Consider the following 25,724-nt stretch of genomic DNA (forward strand, 5'->3'; position numbering starts at 1 on the left):
TCACATGAGCTGTTCATTTAGTCAAACAGTCCTTGATTTTTTCAAAGAGACTTTTGCTCACTTGTAAGTTATTTACATCTTCATTACTTTCATTTGCAAAGCGTAACAATAGCTCACGTTGAGTGTCTGTCAACTTCTTAGGCGTTTGGACGGTTACCACAATGTGTTGGTCACCCCTTTGGTTAGGGTTACGCAAATATGGTATACCTTTGCCCTTTACGCGGAATGCCGTTCCCGTTTGAGTACCTTCCGGAATCTTTAACTCTACTTTACCATCTAAAGTGTTAACTTGTATAGTCGCACCAAGAGCAGCTTGAGCAAAGCTAATATTTACACGGCTAATAACGTCATTACCATTTCGTTCAAATTCCTTGTGAGGACGAACAAAGATATATACATAGAGATCCCCTTTAGGACCGCCTAAAATACCAGGTTCCCCTTCATTGGCTACACGTAAACGAGATCCGCTATCTACACCAGCTGGAATTTTAATGGAAATCTTCCGTTTAGCCAACATTTCGCCAGTACCACGGCACTTTGAGCAAGGTTTTTCAATGCTTTTACCCGTACCATGACAGCGGGAACAAGTGCGAACGGACTGCATACGTCCAAATGGAGTATTTTGAATAACCGCTTCTTGACCAGAACCATGACAGTTTGGACAAGTATCGACACGAGAGCCTGGTTCACCACCAGTACCATGACAGTGATCACATTCTTCATGACGATGGACTTCAATTTCCATAGATTTACCAAAGGCTGCATCTTCAAAGGAAATATCGATATCTTCACGCAAGTCATTACCTTTTTGAGGGCCTTGTTGTTGGCGTCCACCACCAAACATGCCACCAAAAATGTCGCCAAAGATATCACCAAAGCCTCCAGCTTGACCACCGAAACCGCCAAAACCGCCTTGGAAACCACCGGCACCAGCGCCGCCTCCTTGTTTGAAGGCGTCGTGGCCGAATTGGTCATATTGAGCTTTTTTAGTTTCATCAGACAAGACTTCATAAGCTTCGTTAGCTTCTTTAAACTTTGCTTCCGCTTCCTTTGGATTATCTTTATTTACATCTGGGTGGTATTGGCGTGCCTTTTTACGGAAGGCTTTTTTGATTTCATCTTGAGAGGCATTTTTACTAACCCCTAGGATGTCATAATAATCTCGTGCCATTCGTTACCAACCCTTCTTATTTCTTGTCATCATCCACTACTGTGTAATCAGCATCAACAACATTGTCATCAGCTTTTGTTTGTTGTTGACCTTGTTCAGCACCGCCAGCTGCTTGTTGAGCTTGTTGAGCTGCTGCATACATTTGTTCTGCTAATTTATGTAATGGTTGTTCCAAAGCTTCACTATCTTTTTTGATATCTTCGATATTGCCAGCTTCGATAGATTTTTTCAATTTATCTTTCGCTTCTTCTACTTCTTTCATCAAAGAAGCGTCGCCTTTACCTTCAAGGTCTTTCAATGCTTTCTCAGCTTGATATACTAGGGAGTCCGCATTATTTTTAATATCTAATTCTTCTTTTCTAGCTTTATCTTCCGCTGCATGAGCTTCAGCTTCTTTAACCATGCGATCAATTTCTTCTTCTTTCAAGCCGCTAGAAGAAGTAATAGTAATCTTTTGTTCCTTTTGAGTACCTAAATCTTTAGCTTTTACATGTACGATACCATTAGCATCGATGTCAAATGTTACTTCGATTTGAGGAACCCCACGAGGAGCAGCTGGGATACCATCCAAGTTGAAACGACCCAATGTTTTATTATCTGCTGCGAACTCACGTTCACCTTGCAATACATGAATATCTACAGATGGTTGATTATCTGCTGCAGTGGAGAATACTTGAGATTTAGATGTAGGAATTGTAGTATTACGATCAATAATACGTGTGAATACACCGCCCATTGTTTCGATACCAAGAGACAATGGAGTTACGTCAAGTAACAATACGTCTTTTACTTCACCTACTAATACGCCACCTTGAATAGCAGCACCGATAGCTACACATTCATCAGGGTTAACGTTTTTTGTTGGTTCCTTACCCAATACTTTTTTAATAGCTTCTTGTACAGCTGGGATACGACTAGAACCACCAACTAACAATACTTTATCAATATCGGATGCAGATAAACCAGCATCACTCATAGCTTTACGAGTAGGTTCTATAGTAGCTTGTACCAAATCAGCAGTTAATTCTTCAAATTTAGCACGAGTCAATGTTACATCCAAATGTTTAGGACCAGTAGCATCAGCTGTGATAAATGGCAAGTTGATATTTGTGCTAGCTACGCCAGACAATTCAATTTTTGCTTTTTCAGCAGCTTCTTTTAAACGTTGATCAGCTAATTTATCATTGGATAAATCGATACCAGTTTCTTTTTTGAACTCTTCAATAAGGTAGTTCATAATGCGTTGGTCGAAGTCATCCCCACCAAGGTGGTTATTACCAGATGTTGCTAATACTTCAAATACACCGTCACCAAGTTCAAGGATAGATACGTCGAATGTACCACCACCAAGGTCAAATACAAGAACTTTACCATCTTCATCTTTATCTACACCATATGCAAGAGCAGCTGCTGTAGGTTCGTTGATGATACGAAGTACTTCAAGACCTGCAATGGCACCTGCGTCTTTTGTAGCTTGACGTTGAGCATCTGTAAAGTATGCAGGAACTGTAATAACAGCTTGTTTTACAGGTTCGCCCAAGTAAGCTTCTGCATCAGCTTTGATTTTTTGAAGAATCATTGCAGAAATTTCTTGAGGAGTATAAGATTTACCTTCTACAGTTACTTTGTAGTCTGTACCCATGTGACGTTTAATAGAAATGATTGTATTTTCTGGGTTAGATACAGCTTGACGTTTAGCCAATTGACCAACTAAACGTTCTCCATTTTTTGCAAACCCAACAACGGAAGGAGTTGTACGTGCACCTTCTTGATTTGTAATAACCGTAGGTTCGCCGCCTTCCATAACAGCAACACAAGAGTTTGTTGTCCCTAAATCAATACCAATTACCTTTGCCATAATATATACCTCCTAAAACTTTATAATCTATTCAACAACTTTTACCATTGCTGGACGTATACAACGACCATCAACAGTATAGCCAGTTTGCAAAACTTCACACACCGTATCGGATTCATATTCATCTGACGGTACACGCATAATCGCTTGATGGAAATTTGGATCAAATGGTTGACCCATAGCTTCAATAACAGCTAAACCATGTTTAGATAACATAGCCATCAAATTTTGATGAATCATAATGAATCCATCGAGGAATACTTTTGCTTCCCCTTCTGCAGGACTTTGAACGGCCCGTTCAAAGTTATCCAATACAGGAAGAAGGTCCGTTAATACATCCCCTTTTACATATCCAGCAAGTTGCTCTTTTTCCTGGTTAGTACGACGTTTGAAATTTTCAAAGTCCGCTTGTAACCGTTTATAGCGATTATCAAAGTCGGCTTTAAGTTCTTCTAACACTTGAGCAGCATCAGCCACAGCTTCTTCAGTTTTTTCAACAGTTGGTTCCTCTACATTCGTAGTATCCTCTGTTTCCTCCACTGTTTCTTGTTTAATGTCTTGTTCTTCAGCCATTATTTGCCCTTTCTGTTTTGTTCTTTTACCATAGTTTCCATTATATGTTTCATATGGGACAACATGCCGATGATACGTCCGTATTCCATCCGCGTTGGACCAAGAATAGCAAGAGTTCCGATAGGCTGATCTTGATTCGTAAAATCAGCTTGTACCACACTCATTGAATGTAGCGCTTCAGTTTCATTCTCAATACCAATCTTGACCTTAACAGGTGTTGGAGAATCATCTTTTAATAACTGTCCTAATTGATTTTGTTCTTCCACTAAGGAAAGCAAGGGTTGTACCTTCTCAACAGACTTAAACTCTGGTTGATTTAACAACTCTGTGGTACCTACCGAATAGAACAACTTACGTTTATTAATAGCTCGTAATAATGTCTCCGAAAGGATTAATAAAATTCCCTGCGGTCCTTCCATATGGACCAATATAGATCCTAAAGCCTCAGCCGTTACATGACCAATACTTACATTCTGTAGTGCATTGCTAAATTGTATGGCTAGACTCTGTAAAAGCTCTGGTGAAACGCTTTCACCAAAGTACATCAATTCATTATCGAGTGCTCCTGTTTCAGTAATAACTACCATAATGGCTTGATGACTATCTAGCGGTAATACATGAATGTATTTGATTAATGCTCTATCATGGGCTGGTGCTAAGAATAAACTCATGCTATGACTTACCTGTGAAAGTAGTTTAGCCATATTGAGAAAGAGTTCACTCGTTGATCCATTGGAACGTTTCCATAACATTTCAATTTTTTCAGCATCCTGTAATGGAACAGGTTGTCGACTCAGCATAGAATCAACATATAAGCGATAGCCCTTAGCTGAAGGAATACGTCCAGCCGATGTATGAGGTTGCTCTAAATAGCCTAATTCCTCTAAATCGGACATTTCGTTCCGCACCGTAGCAGGACTGATGCCAAGATCATAATTTTTAGCAATCGTTCGAGATCCTACAGGTTCTGCGGACTTAACATAGTCTTCAATTATGGCTCGCAAGATGCGCTGTTTTCTTTCATCCATAATGACACCTCTTGTTAGCACTCATAAACTTTGAGTGCTAATCGCATGTATAATATTATCATATTCAAAAAAAATGTCAAGCAGAAAAATCCTTAAAAAGTCAAATAATATCTATTTAGTCAAAAAGACAATTCAATATTTTTAATTAATTGGTCAAAAAATCAAAGTACAAAAATAAAAAAACACTTATACTATCTACATTTATGACATATCCCAAAATTTAAAGATTAGAATATGTTGGTCTAATAAAATTTCTATTATTAAAACCTGAAATAGTATAAGTGTTTATATTTGTAATAATTTTATTGTAATTCTATTGTTAATGGACTCTTAGTTAGAATACTTTTTGGGCCCTAACTATTTACAGACTAAAATCATAAATCAATAAGTACTAGAAATATAATAATTTATAGTTCTACACCTTCTAATGGATTACCAAGTCGTTCTAACAATTGTCCCATACGTTCACGAGGTTCCCCATGTTCCGCATACCAATCAATCAAAATGTCTACAGCTTTTTTAGATTGCTCAATAGTTAGTTTTCTTGCTAAAATTTTTCCTGCTTCTGGTCTCATGCCTGTATTACCGCCAACAGCCAACATAAAACCTTGCGATGTACCAATAAAAGCAATATCTTTCACCATCGCATCAGGGCAGTTACGTCCACATCCACTGATGCCAATCTTGCACTTATGAGATGTTTTTCGGCCGTAGTGTTTTCTCTCTACATAATCAGCCAATTCTTTAGTTTCCATTTGTCCATTTTTACAATGGCCTTTACCTACACAGGCAATTAAGGAATTAACACCTCTATGAATAACAGTTGTCACGCCATCAGGCAATTCAGAAATTAGCTGTTCCTTATCATCTTTTTCAATACCTGTAATTTGTATACCTGTTACAACATGACGAAAGGATCCGCCATATTTTTCAGCAAGTTCTATGCATGCTTTCATTTGATCTAAAGTAAATTCATTATGTAAACCGTGTAATATTACAGATGTCTTCATCGTTCCTCCTCAAATCTAGCATGCTTATTCATCATCATCCTATTTATACTAACATATTAGATTTTGAGAAACTGTGAGAAATTACTCACGAATAAATTGACTAAATACATAGTTTCCATGCTTGGCACCTTCAGCGGTTAAATGATAACTTCCACTTTGATATTCTAATAGATCCTTACTAACTAAATCCTCTAAAGTAGTACCAAATAAATTATGGACAGATACGCCAAATTTATCTTCAAATTTTCGCTCATCAAGGCCCCATTTAGTGCGAAGAGCTAAAAAGCAAAAATCCTCTTGAGCTCGCTCTAAAGTAATCGTCTCCGTATCAATAGTAGGCATAATATATCTGTCAACGGATTGTATATAGGGCATTACATTACGATTATTACTACGGCGTACTCCGTCATAGAAGGAATGAGCACCAGCACCAAAGCCTAAATAATCTACATAGTGCCAATATTTTAAATTATGACGGCTATAGGAATTAGTCTTGGCGAAATTTGAAATCTCATATCGTTCAAAGCCTAAAGCTTTTAATCCGTCCATCATCATGTCATACATGGATTCATCAATGGTTTCACTAGGAATAGAAATAAGGTTCTTTTGTACTAAATGATATAGATACGTTCCTACCTCAACTTGAAGTCCATACGTTGAAATATGATTAATCGGTAAGTCTTTTACAATATCTAAATTATATTGAATATCCTCTAATGTTTGTCGTGGCAAACCATAAATCAAATCAATATTGATATCAGTAAAGCCCGCCTCTTTAGCATCATAAACGGCTTGTTTTGCCTGTTCTCCGTTGTGACTACGATGAAGCATGGTAAGCAACTTATCGTCAAATGTTTGAACACCAAAGCTAATACGATTAAAACCAAGTTTAACTAATTTCGTTAAATAATGTAAATTTACTTCCCCAGGATTCGATTCAATAGTCATATGACAATCGTCAGTAATTGTAAAAGTATTTTTAATTTTATCAAGAATCATCTGTAGTTGTTGAATCGATAATTCTGTAGGCGTACCTCCACCAAAATAAATTGTATCAATAGCTTTAGATGTAGACTCTGGATGTTCAGAGACCCATAAATCAATTTCTTGAACTAAAGCATATACATAGGTTTCGTAATAATCTTGTAAATTTTGATAAGCAGGAAAATCACAATACATACATTTCTGTTTACAAAAAGGGATATGGACATACAACCCCATATCCCTCAGTGTAGACAGATTCAGAATATCAGAATCTGTTTTCATTTTATTAGTCCTCAACCTTGAGAATCGCCATGAATGCTTCTTGCGGGATCTCTACGGAACCGACGGACTTCATGCGTTTCTTACCGGCTTTTTGTTTTTCAAGTAATTTACGCTTACGAGAAATATCACCACCGTAACATTTTGCCAAAACGTCCTTACGCCAAGCTTTTACAGTTTCACGAGCCACAATTTTTGTACCTACCGCCGCTTGAATTGGAATTTCAAACATTTGACGAGGAATCAATTCTTTCAATTTCTCAGCTAATGCACGTCCACGTGTAGCTGCACGGTCCTTGTGTACAATAATGGACAATGCATCTACAGGATCACCATTTAAGAGAATATCCATCTTAACCATTGGAGATTGTTTATATCCAATCAATTCGTAGTCAAGAGATGCATACCCCTTTGTAGCAGATTTTAATTTATCAAAGTAATCATAAATGATTTCACTCAATGGCAAGTGATAAACGACAGATACGCGTGTTTCATCCAAATATTCCATAGATTGATATTCACCGCGTTTATCTTGAGATAATTCCATGATAGTACCAACAAAATCTTTAGGTACAATTGTAGTCGCCTTTACATAAGGCTCTTCAATGTAATCAATTTCTGTTGGAGGTGGTAATTTAGCTGGATTATCGACTTCGAGCATTTCCCCATTTGTTTTGTACACTTTGTAATTTACCGATGGAGCCGTCGTAATAAGCGTCAAGTTATATTCACGTTCTAAACGTTCTTGAATTACGTCCATATGCAAAAGACCGAGAAACCCACAACGGAAACCAAAGCCCAATGCCAATGATGTTTCTGCTTCATATTCTAAGGCAGCATCATTAAGCTGTAACTTTTCTAATGCATCCCGAAGGTTTTCATAATCTTTAGACTCTGTTGGGTAAAGGCCACAGTACACCATAGATACAGCCTTACGATAACCAGGCAATGGTTCTGATGCAGGATTATTAGCTAATGTTACAGTATCGCCTACATGGCAATCTTTTACATTTTTGATGCTAGCTGCAATACAACCTACTGAGCCACATGGTAATTCTTGCACAGGTACAAGATTTGGAGTAAAAATACCGAGTTCTGTAACATCAAAGTCCTTTTTATCATGCATCATGCGAATTGTATCTTTTGCTTTTATGGACCCTTCTTTTACACGGACATAGGCAATAGCACCTTTGTACGCATCAAAACGGCTATCAAAAATCAAGGCTCTTGTTGGCTCATCAGATTTATCTGGTGGTGCAGGAACTTTATTTACAATAGCTTCTAAAATATCAGGAATACCGATACCTGATTTGGCAGAGCATAATATAGAATCAGATGCGTCTAAACCAATAATATCTTCAATTTCTTGTTTAACACGATCAGGATCTGCTGACGGCAAATCAATCTTGTTAATAACAGGAATGATTTCAAGATCATGTTCTAAAGCGAGATATACATTTGCCAACGTTTGTGCTTCCACACCTTGAGCAGCATCAACAACAAGTAATGCCCCTTCACAGGCTGCAAGAGAACGAGATACTTCATAGCTGAAATCGACATGGCCCGGAGTATCGATGAGATTCAAAGTGTATTCTTCACCGTCTTGAGCTTTGTACAAAATGCGAACAGATTGTGCTTTAATAGTAATGCCTCGTTCACGTTCAAGGTCCATGGAGTCCAAAACTTGAGCCTCCATTTCACGTTTTTGTAATGTGCCAGTATATTCAATTAATCTATCGGCAATGGTTGATTTACCATGGTCAATATGGGCTATAATACAGAAGTTTCGAATCTTTTTCGTTGACATACTATGTGAACAAGTTCAAAGAACTTGCATTCTCCTTTCTAACATACGCGATCGATAACAGCACCTCCCAATAATTGAGTGCCATTATAAAAGGCTACAGATTGACCTGGGGTAATAGCCCGTTGTGGTTCTTCAAAAATAACCTCCATTGTATCGTCATCTAAAATACGTGCTGTGCAAGGAGAAGGGTTAGCTGCATAGCGAATTTTGCCTTCTGCCTTCAATTCCTTATGAATTGTATCATCTAAGAAGTTATAGAACTTACAAATCATACGATTTGTAAAGAGACGTTCATTAGGACCCACGATGACCTCATTACGATCCCCATTAAATCCAATAACATATAAAGGGTGTTTATAAGCAATACCAAGGCCTTTACGTTGACCAATCGTATAATTAAATAAGCCGTTGTGCTTACCTAATACCTCACCATCTTCGGTAACGATATTACCAGACTCTGGCTTACCCTTCATTTCTTCTACCACAAGCTTTTGATAATTCCCATGAGGCAAGAAACAAATATCTACACTATCTGGTTTTTTAGCGACTGGCAAATCATATTCAGCAGCTAATTTACGTGTTTCAGTCTTACATTGACCACCTAAAGGGAACATAAGATGACTCAAAATACGTTGGTTCATATTGTACATAACATAACTTTGGTCTTTTGTAGGATCAACACCTTTATGTAACTCATATAGACCTGTTTCTTCATTATAATTTACTTGTGCATAATGACCAGTTACCATATGTGTGGCACCTAATTCAAGAGCACGATTGAGCATCAAGTCAAACTTGATGTTCTTGTTACAAAATACACAAGGATTTGGCGTACGACCATAGGCATATTCTTTTACAAAGTAATCTACTACGTTTTCATAGAATACATCACGAGCATCGATAACATGATGCTCGATACCAAGAAAATCACACATCTTCTTAGCATCAGTTACGGCAAGAGGCACCTCATCATAGGGCGTACCACTCACCCATAACCATAGGGTAATACCAAATACTTTATAGCCTTGTTTTAATAGCATTGCAGCAGTTAAAGAACTGTCTACGCCGCCACTCATAGCTACAGCGATAACTTTTTCCATACTTTCTCCTTTTAATGATCTCTTGATCATAAAACTAATCAGGGTGAAAGCCTGACGTGTAAAACACTAGTTCGGTGTAAAAGTCCGAGTAGTATTGCTATAAAATTATAGCAACTTATATTATAGCCTAGAAATAGGTATATTGAAAAGATTTGAAATAAAAAGAATCCCTTTCACAAAAGAAAGAGATTCTAAATATTATCTATGTTTTAATAGTTCTTCAGCAGCTCCTAAAATACCAAGCATGGAATGTTCAAACACTAGGCCACCCTGCATGAAAATTGTATATGGTGGGCGTATAGGACCATCGGCACTGAGTTCAATAGAGGAACCTTGTACAAAGGTACCACCAGCCATGATGATTTTATCTTCGTACCCAGGCATATCCCCAGGAATAGGATGTACGTGAGCATCTACAGGAGAATAGGCTTGCATACCTACACAGAAATGCTCCATTTCTTCCCCATTTTTCAGATTAATAGCTTGAATCAAGTCATAGCGATCAGCATTTACCTTAGGGAATACATCATAGCCTAGTAACTCACCTACAGCAGCCGTATATACAGCACCTTTAAGAGCTTGTAATACTACGTGAGGTGCCATAAATAAACCTTGGAAGAACAAGCGATAACCAGGAGCATATGAACCCATATGATCACCAAGTCCAGGAGCTGTCAATTGATATGCTGCATCCTCTACAAGGTTTTCTCTACCAACAATATAACCACCAGTTGGTGCTAAACCGCCACCTGCATTTTTAATGAGAGAGCCAGCCATAATGTCAGCACCAGCTTCTAATGGTTCTTGCAGCTCTGTAAATTCACCGTAACAATTATCTACGAAACAAATCGTTTTAGAATTTTTAGCTTTTACAGCATCTACAATAACCTTAATATCTGCAATAGATAAAGGTTCACGTGTGCTATAGCCTCGAGACCGTTGAATGACTACTACCCGCGTATTATCGTTAACAGCGTTAGCAATAGCTTCAACATCATAAGTATTATCTTTCAATGGTACCTCAGTATAGGTAAAGCCTTTTTCTACTAAAGAACCACGCACTTCACGAGATGAACCGATAACAGATTGCATCGTATCGTAAGGAGCCCCAACAGCATAAATAAATTCAGTACCTTTAGAACCATTGCCCATCAAAGAAATTAACGTCGTTGCTAATGCATGTGTACCAGAAACAAAGTGCGGCCGTACAATAGCCTTTTCACCTTTAAATACATAGGCAAATACTTCATCTAATTTCTCACGGCCTACATCGTTATAACCATAACCAGTTGTGCTCGTAAAATGATAATCAGATACTTGGCACTCTTTAAATGCTTCTAATACCTTTTTTGTATTTTCCAATGCAATAGGTTCAAACTTTTTGAATTCAGGTTCAGCCATTTCAAGGGCTTTACTGCGTATTTCTTCTAATGTCATGCTATTCCTTCTCTACGGATTAAATCCATAGCTTTATTAAATATAAAATCTTTAGATGTATTGATATCAATATGTATCCATTCTATATATGGCATACGTTTATACCATGTAATTTGGCGCTTAGCAAAGTGACGTGTATTCTTCTTAATTAAGTCACGACACTCATCTAATGTTATATTGCCATTTATATAGTCTACAACCTCTTTATAGCCAATACCTTTAAAAGCTTGGCAATCTGGATTCACTCCAGATTTTATGAGTTGTTCCACCTCTTCAATCAAACCTGCATCAAACATCATATCAACGCGTAAATTAATACGTTCATATAATTTATCACGATCTCTTATGAGACCGATAACAGGTCCTTTATAGGATACACCATCTTTTGTCTGATTTCGCAACGAATCTACATCACCATGATGCAATATCTCAATAGCTCGATACAAACGATGTTTATCGCTATATTGTATCTCTATATTATGCTCTTTACCTAATGTGAAAGCATAGTTTCGTAAGCCTTCAATACCTTTTGTACTATAGAGCTCATCGAGTTCTGCTCGCAAATATTCGTCAGGTTTAACATCATTAAAGTTGTAGTTCTCCAATAATGATTGGACATACAGGCCTGTACCACCAGACAGAATAGGAAGAATATTTCTATCTTTTAATCTTTCAATTATTTCTTTAGCTTGATCTTGAAAAATAGATACCGAATATGAATCATTTGGTTCCAGTATATCGATGAGATGATGTTTCACCCGATTAAGTTCATCCACCGATGGTTTAGCGGTACCAATATTGAGTTGTTTATAAACCTGATAAGCATCACCAGAAATAACCTCAGCATGCAGATGTTCTGCTAAGTCCAAGGTAAGATCTGTTTTGCCTACCGCAGTAGGTCCAACGATGGTAATTAAGGGATTCACAATAACTCCTTCATATATACTCCATAACCTATACGGCTATATTTTCCCCCTACCCATTGGTGAGGTGGATATTTCTGAAAGACAGAACTAAATGGTCGTTCTTTAATAATAACACCATAAGAGGCAACACGCATAGCTTCCTCCATAATTTTATCATCAATACGACTTTCCACAGTATGTCCACGAAGTGGTTTAAATTGAGGACTATCCTCTACAGGGACCTCAAACATAGGATCAAAATAAATAATATCTATACTTTCATCTGGTAGATTAGGTACATAGTTTTCAAAGGTATCATAACTCACCTCAATACGACGTAATGCGTCCGTCACACTTTTCACATTATGCGAATAATGAGCTAAACCATAAGATGTGGCAAGCCATATAGATAGAGAACCTTCTAGACCTTTTATTTTAGCCTGAGGAAAAGCATAGCTCATGACGATACTGTCACTACCAAGACCAATTGTACAATCAAGAAACGAAAATTCTTCTTTATCAGTTATTTCATTAGTACTTAGTATTGTCTGAACAGCATTAATTAAATGATCTCCTTCTCCACGTTGCAAACGTAGTATACGTAATTGAGCCATGGATAAATGAAAGCTATGTTGCTGATTATCAGGAAAATGAATAGTTAAGCCATTACCAGAAAGAACAGCAATAAAATCACATGGATGAGCATTAAATAATGCTGGTATAGATAATTTTCCTCTTTTTATATAGGCCATATGCATAGAGGAAGCCAAAGCTTTGGCTTCCTCTTGAATGGCCTCATTAGATTTTTGAGCTGTAGTTAATATATTCATATTAAGACCGTAAGAATAATTTACCTAATTCATCAGGTGTAAATTTGATAATCGTAGGACGACCATGAGGACATACATATGGTTTTTCGGTACTAAATAAGTCCTCAATTAAGGTAGTCATTTGATACATATTTAAATTATGACCTGCCTTGATGGCCCCTCTACAAGATGCATAAGCTAACATTTCATGTCGTAATTGGGCCTTAGTAGGCTGTTGATGATCATGTAAGTAAGAGAATATATATTGCAGAATTTCAAATGCTTTTGACTCTACTAAATCTACTGGAGCCCCTACTAATTTTATCTTAGTAGGACCACCTAACTCTACATCAAAGCCAAGATCAAGTAATGTTTCTCGTTCTTCCTCTACTAAATTCATTTCATCATTTGTGGCCTCACTATACTGAGGAACCAAAATAGATTGCATAGGAATCGATTCAGAAGACTTACACAACTTATCATAACGCACACGCTCATGTGCAGCATGTTGATCTATGATATATAGATCATCACCTTTTTTAGCTAATATATAACAAGATGCAACTTGACCCATTGGTAAAAAGCCCGAGTTTTGAATTGTACGTTCTTCTATCTCTTCGTTACGAATATCGTGAGACAAGGATTTAAACTTCTCTACATCTTCCGAAGTATAACTAGTGTATGCAGTAGGAACAGCTTCAAAACTTTCATCTACAAAAGAGGATTGTTCATAAGTAGCCTTAGGTGCAGGTGGTGTATACCCCTTTGTTTTAAGATTTTCCACAAACTGCGAAGTTTCACCGCGCATGACTTCATAGCCTTTTGTACGGCGTCCACCAAAAACCTTATCATAATCTATAGCTGTTGCTATATGTTCAGCTGACTGCATCGAATCGTGTACAACAGTAGGTGCTTGATAAGAATCATAAGTAGTATTACCAGCTAAGAATGTACTATTAGAACTAAAATTCTTAATATCACTATTACTATTACTATTACTATTACTAGCAATATCATTACCATATTTATCGGATATGTTAGCAACTGTACCAGTCATATAAGATGATGACTCTCGTTCGTATCTCTCATGGAGTGGATTATTTAAAGCATTTAAGATACCGTGATATACGGCTTTAAATATAATCTTATCATCTGAGAATTTAACTTCACTCTTGCGAGGATGTACGTTTATATCAACCATTCTCGCAGGCACAGTAATATTTAGTACCACTAAAGGATGACCATTTTTCGGCAATAGTGCATGGTATGCATTATCGATAGCCTTCATTATGGTTTTATCAGAAATCACGCGATTATTGACGATAATGGTCTGCCATATCCTTGTACTTTTAAGAAGTGTGGGCTTACTCACTACGCCATCGATATAGATAGAATCACTTTCATAAGCAACAGTAAAAATATCATCTTTGGTTTTATATCCATATAGCGCAGCTACAGTATCACTAATATCGCCATTTCCTGGTGTGATAATAGCTACCCGATCATCTATGATAAGCTTAAAAGAAATATGTGGATTACTTAGAGCTAATTTCCCTACAATATCTTGAATTTTAGAGGCTTCTGTACGCTCCGTTTTTAAGAATTTACGACGAGCCGGCGTATTATAAAATAAATCTTTAATTTCGATAGTTGTACCAGGTGCCGCACCATAAGGAATGCAATCGGTAAAAGTGCCGCCATCAACAGTAATACGAGTCCCCAAATCAGAGTCTGCTTTACGAGTAGTCAAAGAGAAATGAGATACAGAGGCAATACTAGCCAAAGCCTCCCCACGGAAGCCTAGGGACGCAATATCAAAGAGGTCCTCTACTTGTTGAATTTTAGAGGTTGCATGACGTAGAATCGCCAAGCGAGCATCTTCCTCCGTCATACCGATACCATTATCAGTAATCCGCATATAGGCCACACCGCCTTCACCAATTTCAACCTCAATATTAGTGGCAGACGCATCAATAGAGTTTTCAATGAGCTCTTTAATAACTGATGCGGGACGTTCAACGACTTCACCGGCAGCTATCTTATTGATTGTCGTTTCATCCAATACGTGAATGGTTGCCATTATTTCCCGCCTCCTTTACGAGCCTCCTCTTGTAGTTCATATAATTTATTTAATGCTTCAATTGGAGTCATGCTCATTACATCGACTTCCAGTAAGCTATCTACTACGGAATGGGTAAATAAATTGCCTAGTGGAGAATCACTAACTTGCTTAACCGCTGGTTTTGCCACATTAGTAAGTTGAGCACCCATAACTCGATTATTTAAGTCACTTGCATCATGACTTTGATCTTCCAAGGATTCTAAAATCACTTCAGCTCGTTTTAATACAGAGTTAGGTAGGCCCGCCAGTCTGGCAACATGGATACCATAACTGCGATCTGCACCACCTTTAATGATACGACGCAAGAAAGCAACATCTTTCCCTTTTTCTTTAACTGCAACGGTATAATTTTTTAATTTACTATAGCTTTCTTCTAAGCAAATCAATTCATGGTAGTGCGTTGCAAATAAAGTCTTGCTATGAATGTGCTTACAAATATGTTCCACTACGGCTTGTGCGATACTCAAACCATCAAAGGTACTCGTACCCCGACCAATTTCATCGAGAATAATTAAACTATTATGAGTAGCATTTTCTAAAATATACGCTACCTCTTTCATTTCTACCATGAACGTGCTTTGACCAGTAGAAATATCGTCGCTAGCACCGACACGTGTAAAAATACGATCCACAGGTGAGATAGACGCTTCACGAGCAGGGATAAAGGAACCAATCTGTGCCATAATCATTAAGATAGCCGCTTGACGCATGTAAGTAGATTTACCTGCCATATTAGGGCCTGTAATGAGTAAAAATTCTTCTTCATCATGATTTAAAACGATATCATTTGGTACGAATACCTCACGTTTTAAGAACTTTTCAATAACAGGATGACGACCATCACGAATATTGATTTGACCATTCATCACAATAGTTGGACAAATATAGTTTTCTTCGTATCCAACTAATGCTAATGAGCATAATACATCAAGGTCTGCAAGAGCACGAGCCGTTTCTTGCACATCTTTGATAACGAGTTTAATATCATTACGCAATTGTTGATATAGTTCGTGCTCTAAAGCGATGATTTTATCTTTTGCGCTGAGAATTTTAATTTCAAACTCTTTTAACTCAGGCGTAATATAGCGTTCAGCATTGGCCAGGGTTTGTTTTCGTATGAAATAGTCTGGTACTTGTTCTGATTTACTATGGGATACCTCGAAATAGTAACCAAACACTTTATTGTAACCAGTCTTAATTTTTGAAAGCCCTGTAGCTTCTTTAATATCCGCTTCCATCTTAGCAAGCCATTGCTCGCTATTAGTCGCTAAAGAACGTAGCTCATCTAAATCAGCATTAAATCCATCTTTAATAACACGACCGTCTTTTAATGTCAACGCTGGTTGCTCTGCAATAGCTCGACATAATAAGTCATAAATATCTTTATGATCTTGCATGCGCTCATTAATAGATGTTAAAGCTAGACTTGAACATGTACCTAATACATTCTTAATATCAGGTAGAACTGCTAATGACTCACGAAGAGCCGTTAAATCTCTGGGAGACACAGATCCGGTTTCAACACGACCAACGATGCGTTCAAAATCGTAAATACAATCTAAAAAGTTACGAATATGAGAACGTTCAGCACCGCGTGTAATAAGTTCTGAAACGGCTGCTTGACGACGTTGTATTTGATTTATATCAGTTAATGGACTTTCAAGCCATTGTTTTAAAAGGCGTGCCCCCATTGGTGTCAACGTACGATCTAGTACATCCAGTAAAGTACCTTTTTGTCCACCATCGCGTAAATTATGAGTAATTTCAAGGTGCCGCAAAGAAGATGTATCAAGAATAAGGCGATTACCTACACTTAATTGATGTACATAGTTAATATGAGAAATTTCAGATTTAATGATATCCTCTAAATATAAAAGCATATAACCTAATGCTTCCCATACATCCTCTTCCATAAGGCCTAAATCACCGAAATGAGTTACAGCTTTTTCAGCTACTTCACGTTGTGTATAGTATGTAGAAAAAGGAGAAAATACGACATTACTAAATTGATTTTCAATAAAATCCTGAATATCTTGCGGTAATATCGTTCCTTCAGGCAATATGATTTCACTTGGTCTATACATGCTGAGTGCATCGTACATATCACTGCGTTTTTCACAATCAGTAATGCGGTGCCAAATAACTTCCCCTGTAGATACATCAGAAAACACAAGAATCCACGTATCTTTTACCATATAAAATAATGATAAAAAGTTATTTGACCGTGCATCGTTACCATTTTCTGTCATCACTGTACCAGGAGTAACAACTTTAATGACATCGCGCTTAACAATGCCTTTAACTGCTTTAGGATCTTCTAGTTGTTCACAGATAGCAACTTTATATCCTTTTTTTACAAGCGTTTCTATGTAGCTTTCAGCCGCATGAAAAGGAACGCCACACATCGGTGTGCGTTCCTCATCTCCTGTAGGACGACCTGTTAAGGTAATATTAAGTTCACGTGATGCGACTAAAGCATCCTCATTAAATAATTCATAAAAATCACCTAATCGAAAGAACAATAATTCTTCAGAGTATCTAGATTTAATATCTAAATACTGCTCCATCATAGGTGTTTGCTTTTTACTCATATTCACCTCATATATTATGAGTCATATCACAGATTCCGCTTATATTCGTATATTCCCATACGATTATTAAACAAATATATAAACGGGTATAATAATTTATAAACAATAGGTGCTAAGGACAACATACTTCCTGTAAAATTAATCAATCCAGTCTGTTTAAGCTTAGGATTCATAACTACAATTTCATGACCGTCCTTAGTTCCCCACTGAAAAGAAACATTCATTTTACTAAGCATATCATGTTGTTTAGTGCGTTTCGCCACATATGGAGAAATCATATCAAGATATAACGTAAACTCTTCAAAAGAATCAGTCAGCAAGCCTAAAAACTGCTTCATTTCATCCAATGTAAGATACATAACTACACCTTCACTAACAAGCAGTAGTTTTCGTCCATTTATCTCAATATTTTTAGTCCACAATTCATCAGTTATAGAACTCACTAAATTATGGACTCGTTCATGAGGCTCAAAAAATTGTGTACGTGCTTCAATCACTCCGGCAAAATCGATATTATACCAATCAATATAACCGTTGTCGACTCGATAAAACATAGTATCTAAACCGGCACCTAATGATACGACGATACAATCTGGATATAGAGATATAAAGTTTCGTATCTCTTCATCGATTACTTTTGCTCGTCCTAAAATTCCATAATAAGACATCTTAACATCTTTAAATTGATCAAAATCATAATCAATATGCTTTAAAATATCCCAGGATTTCTGATCCTTTAATACAGATTGATCTGACTCATAATCTTTCGCTCTTGCATATAGTGTCAATAATGCCGTTTCGCCTACAGCGTTTAAATCAAGTTTCATAGTTACACCTTCTTTGTAAAAATACAAAATGTAAATGGTGTTCATACCTATGAATGTCTTCAATATACAACTTTTATATTATTTTATTATTATAACACATATGATTTCTAATCAGCATCTATGGTAAAAAAGAACATCGCCACCACATGTTTAGCAAACTAATTTTAGATAAAAATTCTAACCTTAGAGTTAACATAATAGTGACGAGTTCTTTTTGATTCTAATAGTTTATTTTACAATACTACCATAACAAACCCATGTTTGAGCTTTATCGATATGAGCTGGTACAGTTTGACCAATTGATAGGGAGTCATCCTTAGGGAATAAAACCATTTTATTACCAGATGTACGACCGAACCACATGTCTTCATCACGAGGACTTGGTCCCTCTACAATAATATCAAATACTTGTCCTTCCATAGGTTTATTTAATTCATAAGAGATTTCATTTTGTACATCCATCAATGTTTGTAAGCGAACGCGCTTAATCTCTTCTGGAATTTGATCATCCATAGTTGCTGCTGGCGTTCCAGATCGCTTAGAGTAGATAAACGTATACGCCATGTCATAGCGCACATCTTTTAATAATTGTAATGTAGCTTGAAAATCTTCCTCAGTTTCTCCTGGGAAACCTACAATAATATCCGTAGTCACCACCACATCTTTTATTTTTTCACGGCAATAAGAAAGTAATTCTTTATAATGCTCTACCGTGTAATGACGATTCATTTTCTTTAAAATACGATTGGAACCAGATTGAATAGGTAAATGTAAATGCGTCACAATATTGGATGACCTACCAAGAGCATCAATCATAGACTTACTCATATCTTGAGGATGACTTGTCATATAGCGAATACGTTCTATACCAGGAATACCATCAAGAGCATCAATTAATGTACCAAAATCTGTACCATCTTTAAAATCTAGGCCATAAGAGTTTACATTTTGCCCCAATAAAGTGATCTCTTTAAATCCTTTAACCCCTAGGTCTGTAACCTCTTTAACAATGGCCTCTACAGGACGGCTAATCTCTCTACCACGTACATGGGGAACAATACAATAGGTGCAAAATTTATTACAGCCATTCATAATAGGTACCCATGCATAAAAAGAGCCATTTGGTTTTGCCTCTAATTCAGGCAATACAGAGTTATCCATATCTACGCTGATTTGATGCGTATGTCCATGTTGTACTTCTTCAATCATCTCGTTAATATGTTGAATATTATGAGTACCCAATACAATATCAATATGAGGAGCTCGTTTAAACATTTCTGCTTGATTTTTTTGAGCCATACATCCTGTGACGGCGATAATCAAGTTTTTATTATTACGTTTTAGTCTTTTTAGCTCACCTATACGCCCATAAACTTTAGTTTCTGCATTTTCACGCACTGCACAAGTATTTAGCAGAATTAAATCTGCAGTTTCAACATTCTCTGTTGGTATATACCCAACAGATTCCAGCTGATGCGATAATCGCTCAGAGTCGGCGGTATTCATTTGACAACCATAGGTGTAAATATAATAAGACTTCATTCTAACTCCTACACTTTAACAATCTTACGTTTTGTTTCAATAATATTCTTAACTTTAATGGACATGCGTTCAATAGACATGCCGGTAATATATTCAATTTCATTGCGAACAGATTTTTGTACCTGTTGCATCAACGGTTTAACAGGATATCCATGTTCAATAACTACAGCCATATCAACAACAAGACCGTTTTGACCTTTGTCGCTTTTTTTAAAAGAAATTATACTGGTCTCATCGACACCAGCTACTTTTTTTAACCCATTTCTAATCAATTTAATAATTACTTCATCGTCAAAAGTGAGTCGACCATAGTAGCTAAAAGCAGGCCGTACAACAGAACGTTCAAATCCTTCAGAACCAATTTGACCTAAGGTATCTTGATCTTGTTTTTTCAAAGTCCTGCGGCGCCACATGGTTTTGATTGGATCAATCAAATACCCCCTAAAGTGTGGCTTTAATTCCATAGTCGGCACAGGAATTATATGTTTACCCTCTTTAAGACGTGCATGTTGTGCCTTTTCAATTTCCTTAGGTGTTGCAACATCTTCTATACGAATATATCGATCAGGTTCTTGTAAGCCTAAAGCTTTAGTAATCTTCTTAACCATATTATCAGAAGTGCCGATAATCATAAGCTTATTAGGTTTAATCTTATCTAATTGTTCTCGTACGGATTTAACTTGTACTTCGTCTTGAAAAATAGCACGACGAACAGCTTTTAAACGACTAGACTCTTTTTTTGCAGAAAAGCCAGCTACAATTTTATTATCATGAATCAAAATACCATCATCGATGATACATTCAATTTTATTTTCATGAGCAACTACGAGGGCACGATGACTTTTACCTGTGCCACTACTACCTACAAAAGCAACGACTTCCATAGCCTACCTCGTCATTTATAACAAACTAATAAATTCTGATACATCCTTGCCAGATACTAAGTAATCACCAAATCTATCAGGTTTCTTGCCTACAATACCATGGTAATCAGAACCACCAGTAATAAATAGCTTATGCTTTTTAGCGAATTCTTTATATCGCTCCACATCATCATCATTATGCTTTGAGTGATATACCTCCATACCATCAAAATCATAATTTAACATTTCCAACACATATTCATCACTGGTAACCAATTTAGGATGAGCCATAACAGCAAGTCCTCCAGCTTTATGTATAATATCAATAATATAAGGAACCTCTACTTTTACCTTAGGAACATAGCAAGGACTATCTTTTCGAAGAATACCTTTAAATACATCATTAATATCCTTGGCATAACCACCATCAATTAAAAGTTTACCAATATGTGGGCGACCATAAGCTTTAGTATCAGGAAATTGTTTAATGAGCTCTTCTTTTGTAATATAATATCCTTCATTGTTACAACGACGGATAATTTCATCGATACGTTCTTCACGTTTTCCTTTAAAAAACGTAATAAAATCGATTAAATCTTTATTATTTTCATCAAAACAATATCCTAAAATATGAATTGACTTATCTTTATAATCAGCACTAAATTCACAGCCATTTACGATTTTAATAGATTCATTAGGATCTAACTCTTTTTGAGCAGCACGCAATGCTTGAATGCCGTCTATTTCATCATGATCGGTTAAAGCCATCATAGATACATTACAGTCTATGACATGTTGCAATAGATCTTTAGGTGTTTCAACACCATCTGAAAAGATGGAATGCATATGAAAATCTACAAGCATATAGCACCTCCATTCCAAATATTCTATCATTTAATTATGACTTATTTAATCTATTAATTCAAGTTTAGAAAGAAAAATTGCGACCCTAATGAACATTCACTAGAATCGCAATTCTATTATAAGTTTTGAAGCAATTCTGTTACTTTATCAGATACAGAATCAATAGCACATGGAAGAGCTTCTCCAGACTTACGGATTTGAATTTCTACTTCGTTATTCTCAAGAGTATTTTTACTTACTGTAATGCGAAGTGGATAACCAATCAAATCAGCATCTTTGAACTTAACACCTGCACGATCTTTACGATCATCTAACAATACATCGACACCAGCATTTTGTAATGCAGTATAAATAGTTTGACTAGTAGACATTAATGCTTCGTCTTTTGCATTAATTGGGACAATAACTGCTTCAAATGGAGCGATAGAACGTGGCCAAATAATACCATTTTCATCGTGATATTGCTCAATAGCAGCAGCTAGTGTACGAGATACACCGATACCATAGCAACCCATAATCATTGGATTAGGACGACCATTTTGATCTAAGAATGTAGCTTGTAATGCTTCAGAATATTTTGTACCCAATTTAAATACTTGACCTACTTCAATGCCTTTAGCATGTTCTAAAGCACCACCACATTTAGGACACACATCGTCCTTCGTTATCAAACGAATTGGAGCAACAATAATGTCTTCTACATTAAAGTCCCGTTTTGGATTAATATTAACGTAGTGAGCATCTTTTTTATTAGCGCCACCACAAACATTGTAAGTTTCCATAACAGATTCATCAACAACAATAGCAAATTCTTCTGTTTGTTTTAAACCAATAGGACTGATGAAACCAGCTGTTAAACCTACTTTTTCCAATTCTTCAGGGGTAGCCATCTCAGGCTCTACAGCACCAAGAACGGCATGTTGTACAGCGACTTCATTTACTTCATGGTCACCACGAACAATGGCTAATACCACTTTACCATCAATAGAAAATACTACCGCTTTGATAGTTTTATGTAATGGTAAATTTAACATGTCTGCCACAGCTTCAATAGAACTTGCATTTGGTGTATCTACAACAGATAACTCATGAAGAACTTCTTCGTCTTGCTTCATGATACCAGGCTTGCCGATTTCAATGTTAGCTGCATAATCACACTTAGTACAATATACAATATCAGCTTCACCAGCTTCGGCAATGGCCATGAACTCATGCGTACCACTACCACCGATTGCACCACTATCAGCCTCTACTGGGCGGAATGTAAGACCACAACGTGTAAAAATACGTGTATATGCATCGTACATAGATTTATAGGATTCATCTAAACCCGCTTCATCTACATCAAAAGAATAAGCATCTTTCATAATGAATTCACGGCTACGCATCAAGCCATAACGTGGACGACGCTCATCACGGAATTTACTTTGAATTTGATATAAGTTGACTGGTAATTGACGATATGAGTTAATCTCATTTTTAACGAGGGTTGTAATCATCTCTTCATGTGTTGGTCCTAGACAAAACTCATTATCATGACGATCATTGATACGCATCATTTCTGCGCCATATGCGTTCCAACGGCCAGACTCTTTCCAAATTTCTGCAGGCTGTAAAATTGGCATCATAATTTCTTGAGCACTAGCACGATTCATTTCTTCACGTACAATAGCTTCAATCTTTTTGATACTTCTCCAACCTAATGGTAAAAAACTATATAAACCATTTGCAGTTTTACGCATAAAACCAGCGCGAAGCATAAGCTGTTGGCTTACTACATCAGCGTCAGATGGAACCTCACGCAATGTAGGTGCATATAATTTAGTGGCTAACATAAAGACTCCTCATCTAAATTTTCTAAATATTGGTCAATTTCTCTAAACAATGTATCTACTAATTCGGCTTCTGGTACAGTCTTAATAACTTTCCCTTTACGGAAAATAATACCTTGACCATCACCACCAGCAATACCAAAGTCGGCCTCACGCGCTTCCCCTGGACCATTTACAACACACCCCATAACGGCAACCTTAATAGGCGCTTTTATGGATGCTAGACGTTCTTCTACAATACCAGCCATATCAAATAAATTTACTTGGCAACGACCACATGTAGGACAAGATATCATAGTGGCCCCAAAATTTCTTAATCCTAAGCTACTTAAAATACTTCTACCTACTTCAATTTCGTGAATTGGATCTCCAGTTAAGGATACCCGTAATGTATCACCAATGCCATCGAGCAATAATGCACCAATCCCCATAGCAGATTTAATAGTGCCTTGTTTAATAGTACCAGCTTCTGTTACCCCTAAATGTAACGGATAAGGAATCTTATCAGATAACTTACGATATGCTTCCACCATTAGAGGTACTTCCGTTGCTTTAATGGATAATTTCATTTGACGATAATCGAGTTTTTCTAAAATTCTTACGTGTTCTAAAGCTGTTTCAACCATACCATCCGCTGTAGGATGTCCTCCATGAGCATCGAGAATATGCTTTGGTAAAGAGCCTGCATTAACACCAATGCGAATTGGGATTTGTTTAGGTTTTGCCTTTTCAATAACGGCTAAAACCTTATCTTCACCACCAATATTTCCTGGATTAATGCGCAATCCATCAACATTATTTTCAATAGCTTCTAAAGCTAATCTATAATCAAAGTGAATATCGGCGATCAAAGGAATTGAAATGCCCGCTCTAACAGCCTTTAAAGCCTTTGCAGATGCCATTGTAGGAACGGCGACACGAACCAGTTCACAACCAGCCTCTGCTAAATGATTAATTTCTGCAATTGCCTTCTCTGTATGTACTGGATCCGTAGTAATCATAGATTGAATACTTACCGGTGCATAATCGCCGATTTTAACTGTACCTACATAGATACCATTTGTTGGTTTACGTACAATCATTGTAATCTCCCATCTGTCTTATAGTAAACGGAAAATATCCTGCGTTGTTACATATAAGAATAATGCTACCATTAAGGCAACCCCAACCATTTGTATATACATAAGAGCTTTAGCAGGTAATCTACGGCCTGTTATAGCTTCCGCCAAGATAATAATCAAGTGACCACCATCTAAAACAGGTAATGGTAAAAGATTAATAACCCCTAAGTTAATACTAAGGAATGCAGCAAAACTTAATAGTGGTGCAAATCCTGATTGTGCAATAGTACCTGCCATTTGGGAAATTCCTACTGGACCAGATAATTCGGCTGCTTGTGTGCCACGAATCATATCATAAATCCCACTGACCATAGCAACAATAGTTTGCCCCGTCCGACTAACAGCAAGGCTCAAAGATTCACCAATACTATAAGTTTCACGAGTAAAGCTAGGATAGATGCCAATCTTAGGACTATCTTGTTCTATTTTAGGTATTACCGTAGTCTCTATAGTTTGTCCTTCACGCTCTACAACAACAGTTACACCATGGTTTGCTGTGCCTTGTAAGCTAGGACGAATATCATCCCAAGTACTAATTTTTTTACCATCAATCGTAATAATTCTATCGTTAGCTTCTAAATGAGCCTGTTCTGCAGAACTACCCGCAATAATGTTACCAATTACAGGTTCATTTGTATATGTAAGATTTCCTACAGTCACATTTAGGCCAAAGAAAAGTACAATGGCTAATATAAAGTTAAATACAGCCCCTGCAGAAATAACAATAAATTTTTTCCACGCAGGTTTATTATAAAAGGAGCGCTCATTAAGAGGCTCGTCAGGTGTCATACCAGCAATACGATTAAATCCTCCAAGAGGAATTATACGAATAGAATATAAAGTTTCCCCTTTTTGTACTTTAAATATGGCTGGACCAAAACCTATAGCAAATTCATCAACTTGCATACCTGACATCTTAGCTGTAATAAAATGGCCTAATTCATGAATAAACACGATTAAACCAAATACAAATATTGTGGCTAATGCCGTAATCATATATT

The 25,724-nt window shown here is 36.9% G+C and carries 20 protein-coding genes; all 20 read right to left on the reverse strand.

Annotated elements, in window-relative coordinates:
- Positions 1–13: 13 nt before the first annotated feature.
- The 20 genes from dnaJ to rseP all read right to left on the reverse strand — a co-directional run bounded on the left by dnaJ (position 14) and on the right by rseP (position 25,719).
- On the reverse strand, positions 14–1,171 hold the full coding sequence (dnaJ, locus tag NE668_RS02550) for a molecular chaperone DnaJ (RefSeq protein WP_004695739.1): 1,158 nt from the start codon (positions 1,169–1,171) through the stop codon (positions 14–16).
- A 16-nt stretch (positions 1,172–1,187) separates the two neighbouring features.
- Positions 1,188–3,029: a molecular chaperone DnaK gene (dnaK, locus tag NE668_RS02555; protein ID WP_060919781.1), complete on the reverse strand. Its 1,842-nt coding sequence runs from the start codon at positions 3,027–3,029 to the stop codon at positions 1,188–1,190.
- Positions 3,030–3,056: 27 nt separating this feature from the next.
- Positions 3,057–3,602, reverse strand: coding sequence for a nucleotide exchange factor GrpE (gene grpE, locus NE668_RS02560; protein ID WP_024061688.1), 546 nt, complete (start codon positions 3,600–3,602; stop codon positions 3,057–3,059).
- Positions 3,602–4,630, reverse strand: coding sequence for a heat-inducible transcriptional repressor HrcA (hrcA, locus tag NE668_RS02565; RefSeq protein WP_021148127.1), 1,029 nt, complete (start codon positions 4,628–4,630; stop codon positions 3,602–3,604). The genes grpE and hrcA overlap by 1 nt, the downstream gene beginning before the upstream one ends.
- Positions 4,631–5,037: 407 nt before the next feature.
- Positions 5,038–5,640: a nitrite/sulfite reductase domain-containing protein gene (locus tag NE668_RS02570; RefSeq protein WP_004697060.1), complete on the reverse strand. Its 603-nt coding sequence runs from the start codon at positions 5,638–5,640 to the stop codon at positions 5,038–5,040.
- A gap of 81 nt (positions 5,641–5,721) precedes the next feature.
- Positions 5,722–6,906 (reverse strand): radical SAM family heme chaperone HemW, encoded by a 1,185-nt coding sequence (hemW, locus tag NE668_RS02575; protein WP_008600870.1) that lies wholly within the window; start codon positions 6,904–6,906, stop codon positions 5,722–5,724.
- Between the two features lie 4 nt (positions 6,907–6,910).
- A complete protein-coding gene (lepA, locus tag NE668_RS02580; RefSeq protein ID WP_227036947.1) occupies positions 6,911–8,710 on the reverse strand; it encodes a translation elongation factor 4 in 1,800 nt (599 codons plus the stop codon).
- Positions 8,711–8,748: 38 nt separating this feature from the next.
- Positions 8,749–9,810: a tRNA 2-thiouridine(34) synthase MnmA gene (mnmA, locus tag NE668_RS02585; RefSeq protein ID WP_004695727.1), complete on the reverse strand. Its 1,062-nt coding sequence runs from the start codon at positions 9,808–9,810 to the stop codon at positions 8,749–8,751.
- 198 nt (positions 9,811–10,008) lie between these two features.
- On the reverse strand, positions 10,009–11,247 hold the full coding sequence (locus tag NE668_RS02590) for a methionine gamma-lyase family protein (protein ID WP_227036946.1): 1,239 nt from the start codon (positions 11,245–11,247) through the stop codon (positions 10,009–10,011).
- Positions 11,244–12,173: a tRNA (adenosine(37)-N6)-dimethylallyltransferase MiaA gene (gene miaA, locus NE668_RS02595; protein WP_227036945.1), complete on the reverse strand. Its 930-nt coding sequence runs from the start codon at positions 12,171–12,173 to the stop codon at positions 11,244–11,246. Before miaA ends, NE668_RS02590 begins: the two co-directional genes overlap by 4 nt.
- Positions 12,170–12,982, reverse strand: coding sequence for a class I SAM-dependent methyltransferase (locus NE668_RS02600; protein ID WP_004695722.1), 813 nt, complete (start codon positions 12,980–12,982; stop codon positions 12,170–12,172). Before NE668_RS02600 ends, miaA begins: the two co-directional genes overlap by 4 nt.
- 1 nt (position 12,983) lies before the next feature.
- A complete protein-coding gene (mutL, locus tag NE668_RS02605) occupies positions 12,984–15,041 on the reverse strand; it encodes a DNA mismatch repair endonuclease MutL (protein ID WP_008600864.1) in 2,058 nt (685 codons plus the stop codon).
- On the reverse strand, positions 15,041–17,674 hold the full coding sequence (mutS, locus tag NE668_RS02610) for a DNA mismatch repair protein MutS (protein WP_004697306.1): 2,634 nt from the start codon (positions 17,672–17,674) through the stop codon (positions 15,041–15,043). Before mutS ends, mutL begins: the two co-directional genes overlap by 1 nt.
- A 26-nt stretch (positions 17,675–17,700) precedes the next feature.
- Positions 17,701–18,501, reverse strand: a complete 801-nt coding sequence (locus NE668_RS02615; protein WP_004697379.1) for a class I SAM-dependent methyltransferase — start codon at positions 18,499–18,501, stop codon at positions 17,701–17,703.
- 228 nt (positions 18,502–18,729) lie between these two features.
- Positions 18,730–20,043: a tRNA (N6-isopentenyl adenosine(37)-C2)-methylthiotransferase MiaB gene (miaB, locus tag NE668_RS02620; RefSeq protein ID WP_004697437.1), complete on the reverse strand. Its 1,314-nt coding sequence runs from the start codon at positions 20,041–20,043 to the stop codon at positions 18,730–18,732.
- 8 nt (positions 20,044–20,051) lie between these two features.
- Positions 20,052–20,927 carry an Asp23/Gls24 family envelope stress response protein gene (locus tag NE668_RS02625; protein WP_004695710.1) on the reverse strand — a complete coding sequence of 292 codons (876 nt, stop codon included), beginning with the start codon at positions 20,925–20,927 and terminating at the stop codon, positions 20,052–20,054.
- A 15-nt stretch (positions 20,928–20,942) separates the two neighbouring features.
- Positions 20,943–21,770 carry a PHP domain-containing protein gene (locus NE668_RS02630; RefSeq protein WP_256195670.1) on the reverse strand — a complete coding sequence of 276 codons (828 nt, stop codon included), beginning with the start codon at positions 21,768–21,770 and terminating at the stop codon, positions 20,943–20,945.
- A 116-nt stretch (positions 21,771–21,886) separates the two neighbouring features.
- Positions 21,887–23,605, reverse strand: a complete 1,719-nt coding sequence (locus tag NE668_RS02635) for a proline--tRNA ligase (RefSeq protein ID WP_227036943.1) — start codon at positions 23,603–23,605, stop codon at positions 21,887–21,889.
- On the reverse strand, positions 23,599–24,684 hold the full coding sequence (gene ispG / locus NE668_RS02640) for a flavodoxin-dependent (E)-4-hydroxy-3-methylbut-2-enyl-diphosphate synthase (RefSeq protein ID WP_004695704.1): 1,086 nt from the start codon (positions 24,682–24,684) through the stop codon (positions 23,599–23,601). The genes NE668_RS02635 and ispG overlap by 7 nt, the downstream gene beginning before the upstream one ends.
- An 18-nt stretch (positions 24,685–24,702) precedes the next feature.
- Positions 24,703–25,719 carry an RIP metalloprotease RseP gene (gene rseP / locus NE668_RS02645; RefSeq protein WP_205112401.1) on the reverse strand — a complete coding sequence of 339 codons (1,017 nt, stop codon included), beginning with the start codon at positions 25,717–25,719 and terminating at the stop codon, positions 24,703–24,705.
- Positions 25,720–25,724: the final 5 nt, after the last annotated feature.

Origin of the sequence: Veillonella parvula (assembly GCF_024461875.1) — a bacterium.
GTDB classification, from domain to species: Bacteria; Bacillota; Negativicutes; order Veillonellales; family Veillonellaceae; genus Veillonella; species Veillonella parvula_I.

What these genes read in the sequence shown, in the direction of transcription:
- ispG (WP_004695704.1), bottom strand. Translation starts at nt 24,684, where the DNA reads ATGATTGTACGTAAACCAACAAATGGTATCTATGTAGGTACAGTTAAA.
- mutL (WP_008600864.1), bottom strand. Translation starts at nt 15,041, where the DNA reads ATGGCAACCATTCACGTATTGGATGAAACGACAATCAATAAGATAGCT.
- mnmA (WP_004695727.1), bottom strand. Translation starts at nt 9,810, where the DNA reads ATGGAAAAAGTTATCGCTGTAGCTATGAGTGGCGGCGTAGACAGTTCT.
- NE668_RS02635 (WP_227036943.1), bottom strand. Translation starts at nt 23,605, where the DNA reads ATGTTAGCCACTAAATTATATGCACCTACATTGCGTGAGGTTCCATCT.
- grpE (WP_024061688.1), bottom strand. Translation starts at nt 3,602, where the DNA reads ATGGCTGAAGAACAAGACATTAAACAAGAAACAGTGGAGGAAACAGAG.
- rseP (WP_205112401.1), bottom strand. Translation starts at nt 25,719, where the DNA reads ATGATTACGGCATTAGCCACAATATTTGTATTTGGTTTAATCGTGTTT.
- NE668_RS02615 (WP_004697379.1), bottom strand. Translation starts at nt 18,501, where the DNA reads ATGAAACTTGATTTAAACGCTGTAGGCGAAACGGCATTATTGACACTA.
- NE668_RS02625 (WP_004695710.1), bottom strand. Translation starts at nt 20,927, where the DNA reads ATGGAAGTCGTTGCTTTTGTAGGTAGTAGTGGCACAGGTAAAAGTCAT.
- dnaK (WP_060919781.1), bottom strand. Translation starts at nt 3,029, where the DNA reads ATGGCAAAGGTAATTGGTATTGATTTAGGGACAACAAACTCTTGTGTT.
- mutS (WP_004697306.1), bottom strand. Translation starts at nt 17,674, where the DNA reads ATGAGTAAAAAGCAAACACCTATGATGGAGCAGTATTTAGATATTAAA.
- NE668_RS02570 (WP_004697060.1), bottom strand. Translation starts at nt 5,640, where the DNA reads ATGAAGACATCTGTAATATTACACGGTTTACATAATGAATTTACTTTA.
- hrcA (WP_021148127.1), bottom strand. Translation starts at nt 4,630, where the DNA reads ATGGATGAAAGAAAACAGCGCATCTTGCGAGCCATAATTGAAGACTAT.
- NE668_RS02590 (WP_227036946.1), bottom strand. Translation starts at nt 11,247, where the DNA reads ATGACATTAGAAGAAATACGCAGTAAAGCCCTTGAAATGGCTGAACCT.
- miaB (WP_004697437.1), bottom strand. Translation starts at nt 20,043, where the DNA reads ATGAAGTCTTATTATATTTACACCTATGGTTGTCAAATGAATACCGCC.
- NE668_RS02630 (WP_256195670.1), bottom strand. Translation starts at nt 21,770, where the DNA reads ATGCTTGTAGATTTTCATATGCATTCCATCTTTTCAGATGGTGTTGAA.
- dnaJ (WP_004695739.1), bottom strand. Translation starts at nt 1,171, where the DNA reads ATGGCACGAGATTATTATGACATCCTAGGGGTTAGTAAAAATGCCTCT.
- lepA (WP_227036947.1), bottom strand. Translation starts at nt 8,710, where the DNA reads ATGTCAACGAAAAAGATTCGAAACTTCTGTATTATAGCCCATATTGAC.
- hemW (WP_008600870.1), bottom strand. Translation starts at nt 6,906, where the DNA reads ATGAAAACAGATTCTGATATTCTGAATCTGTCTACACTGAGGGATATG.
- NE668_RS02600 (WP_004695722.1), bottom strand. Translation starts at nt 12,982, where the DNA reads ATGAATATATTAACTACAGCTCAAAAATCTAATGAGGCCATTCAAGAG.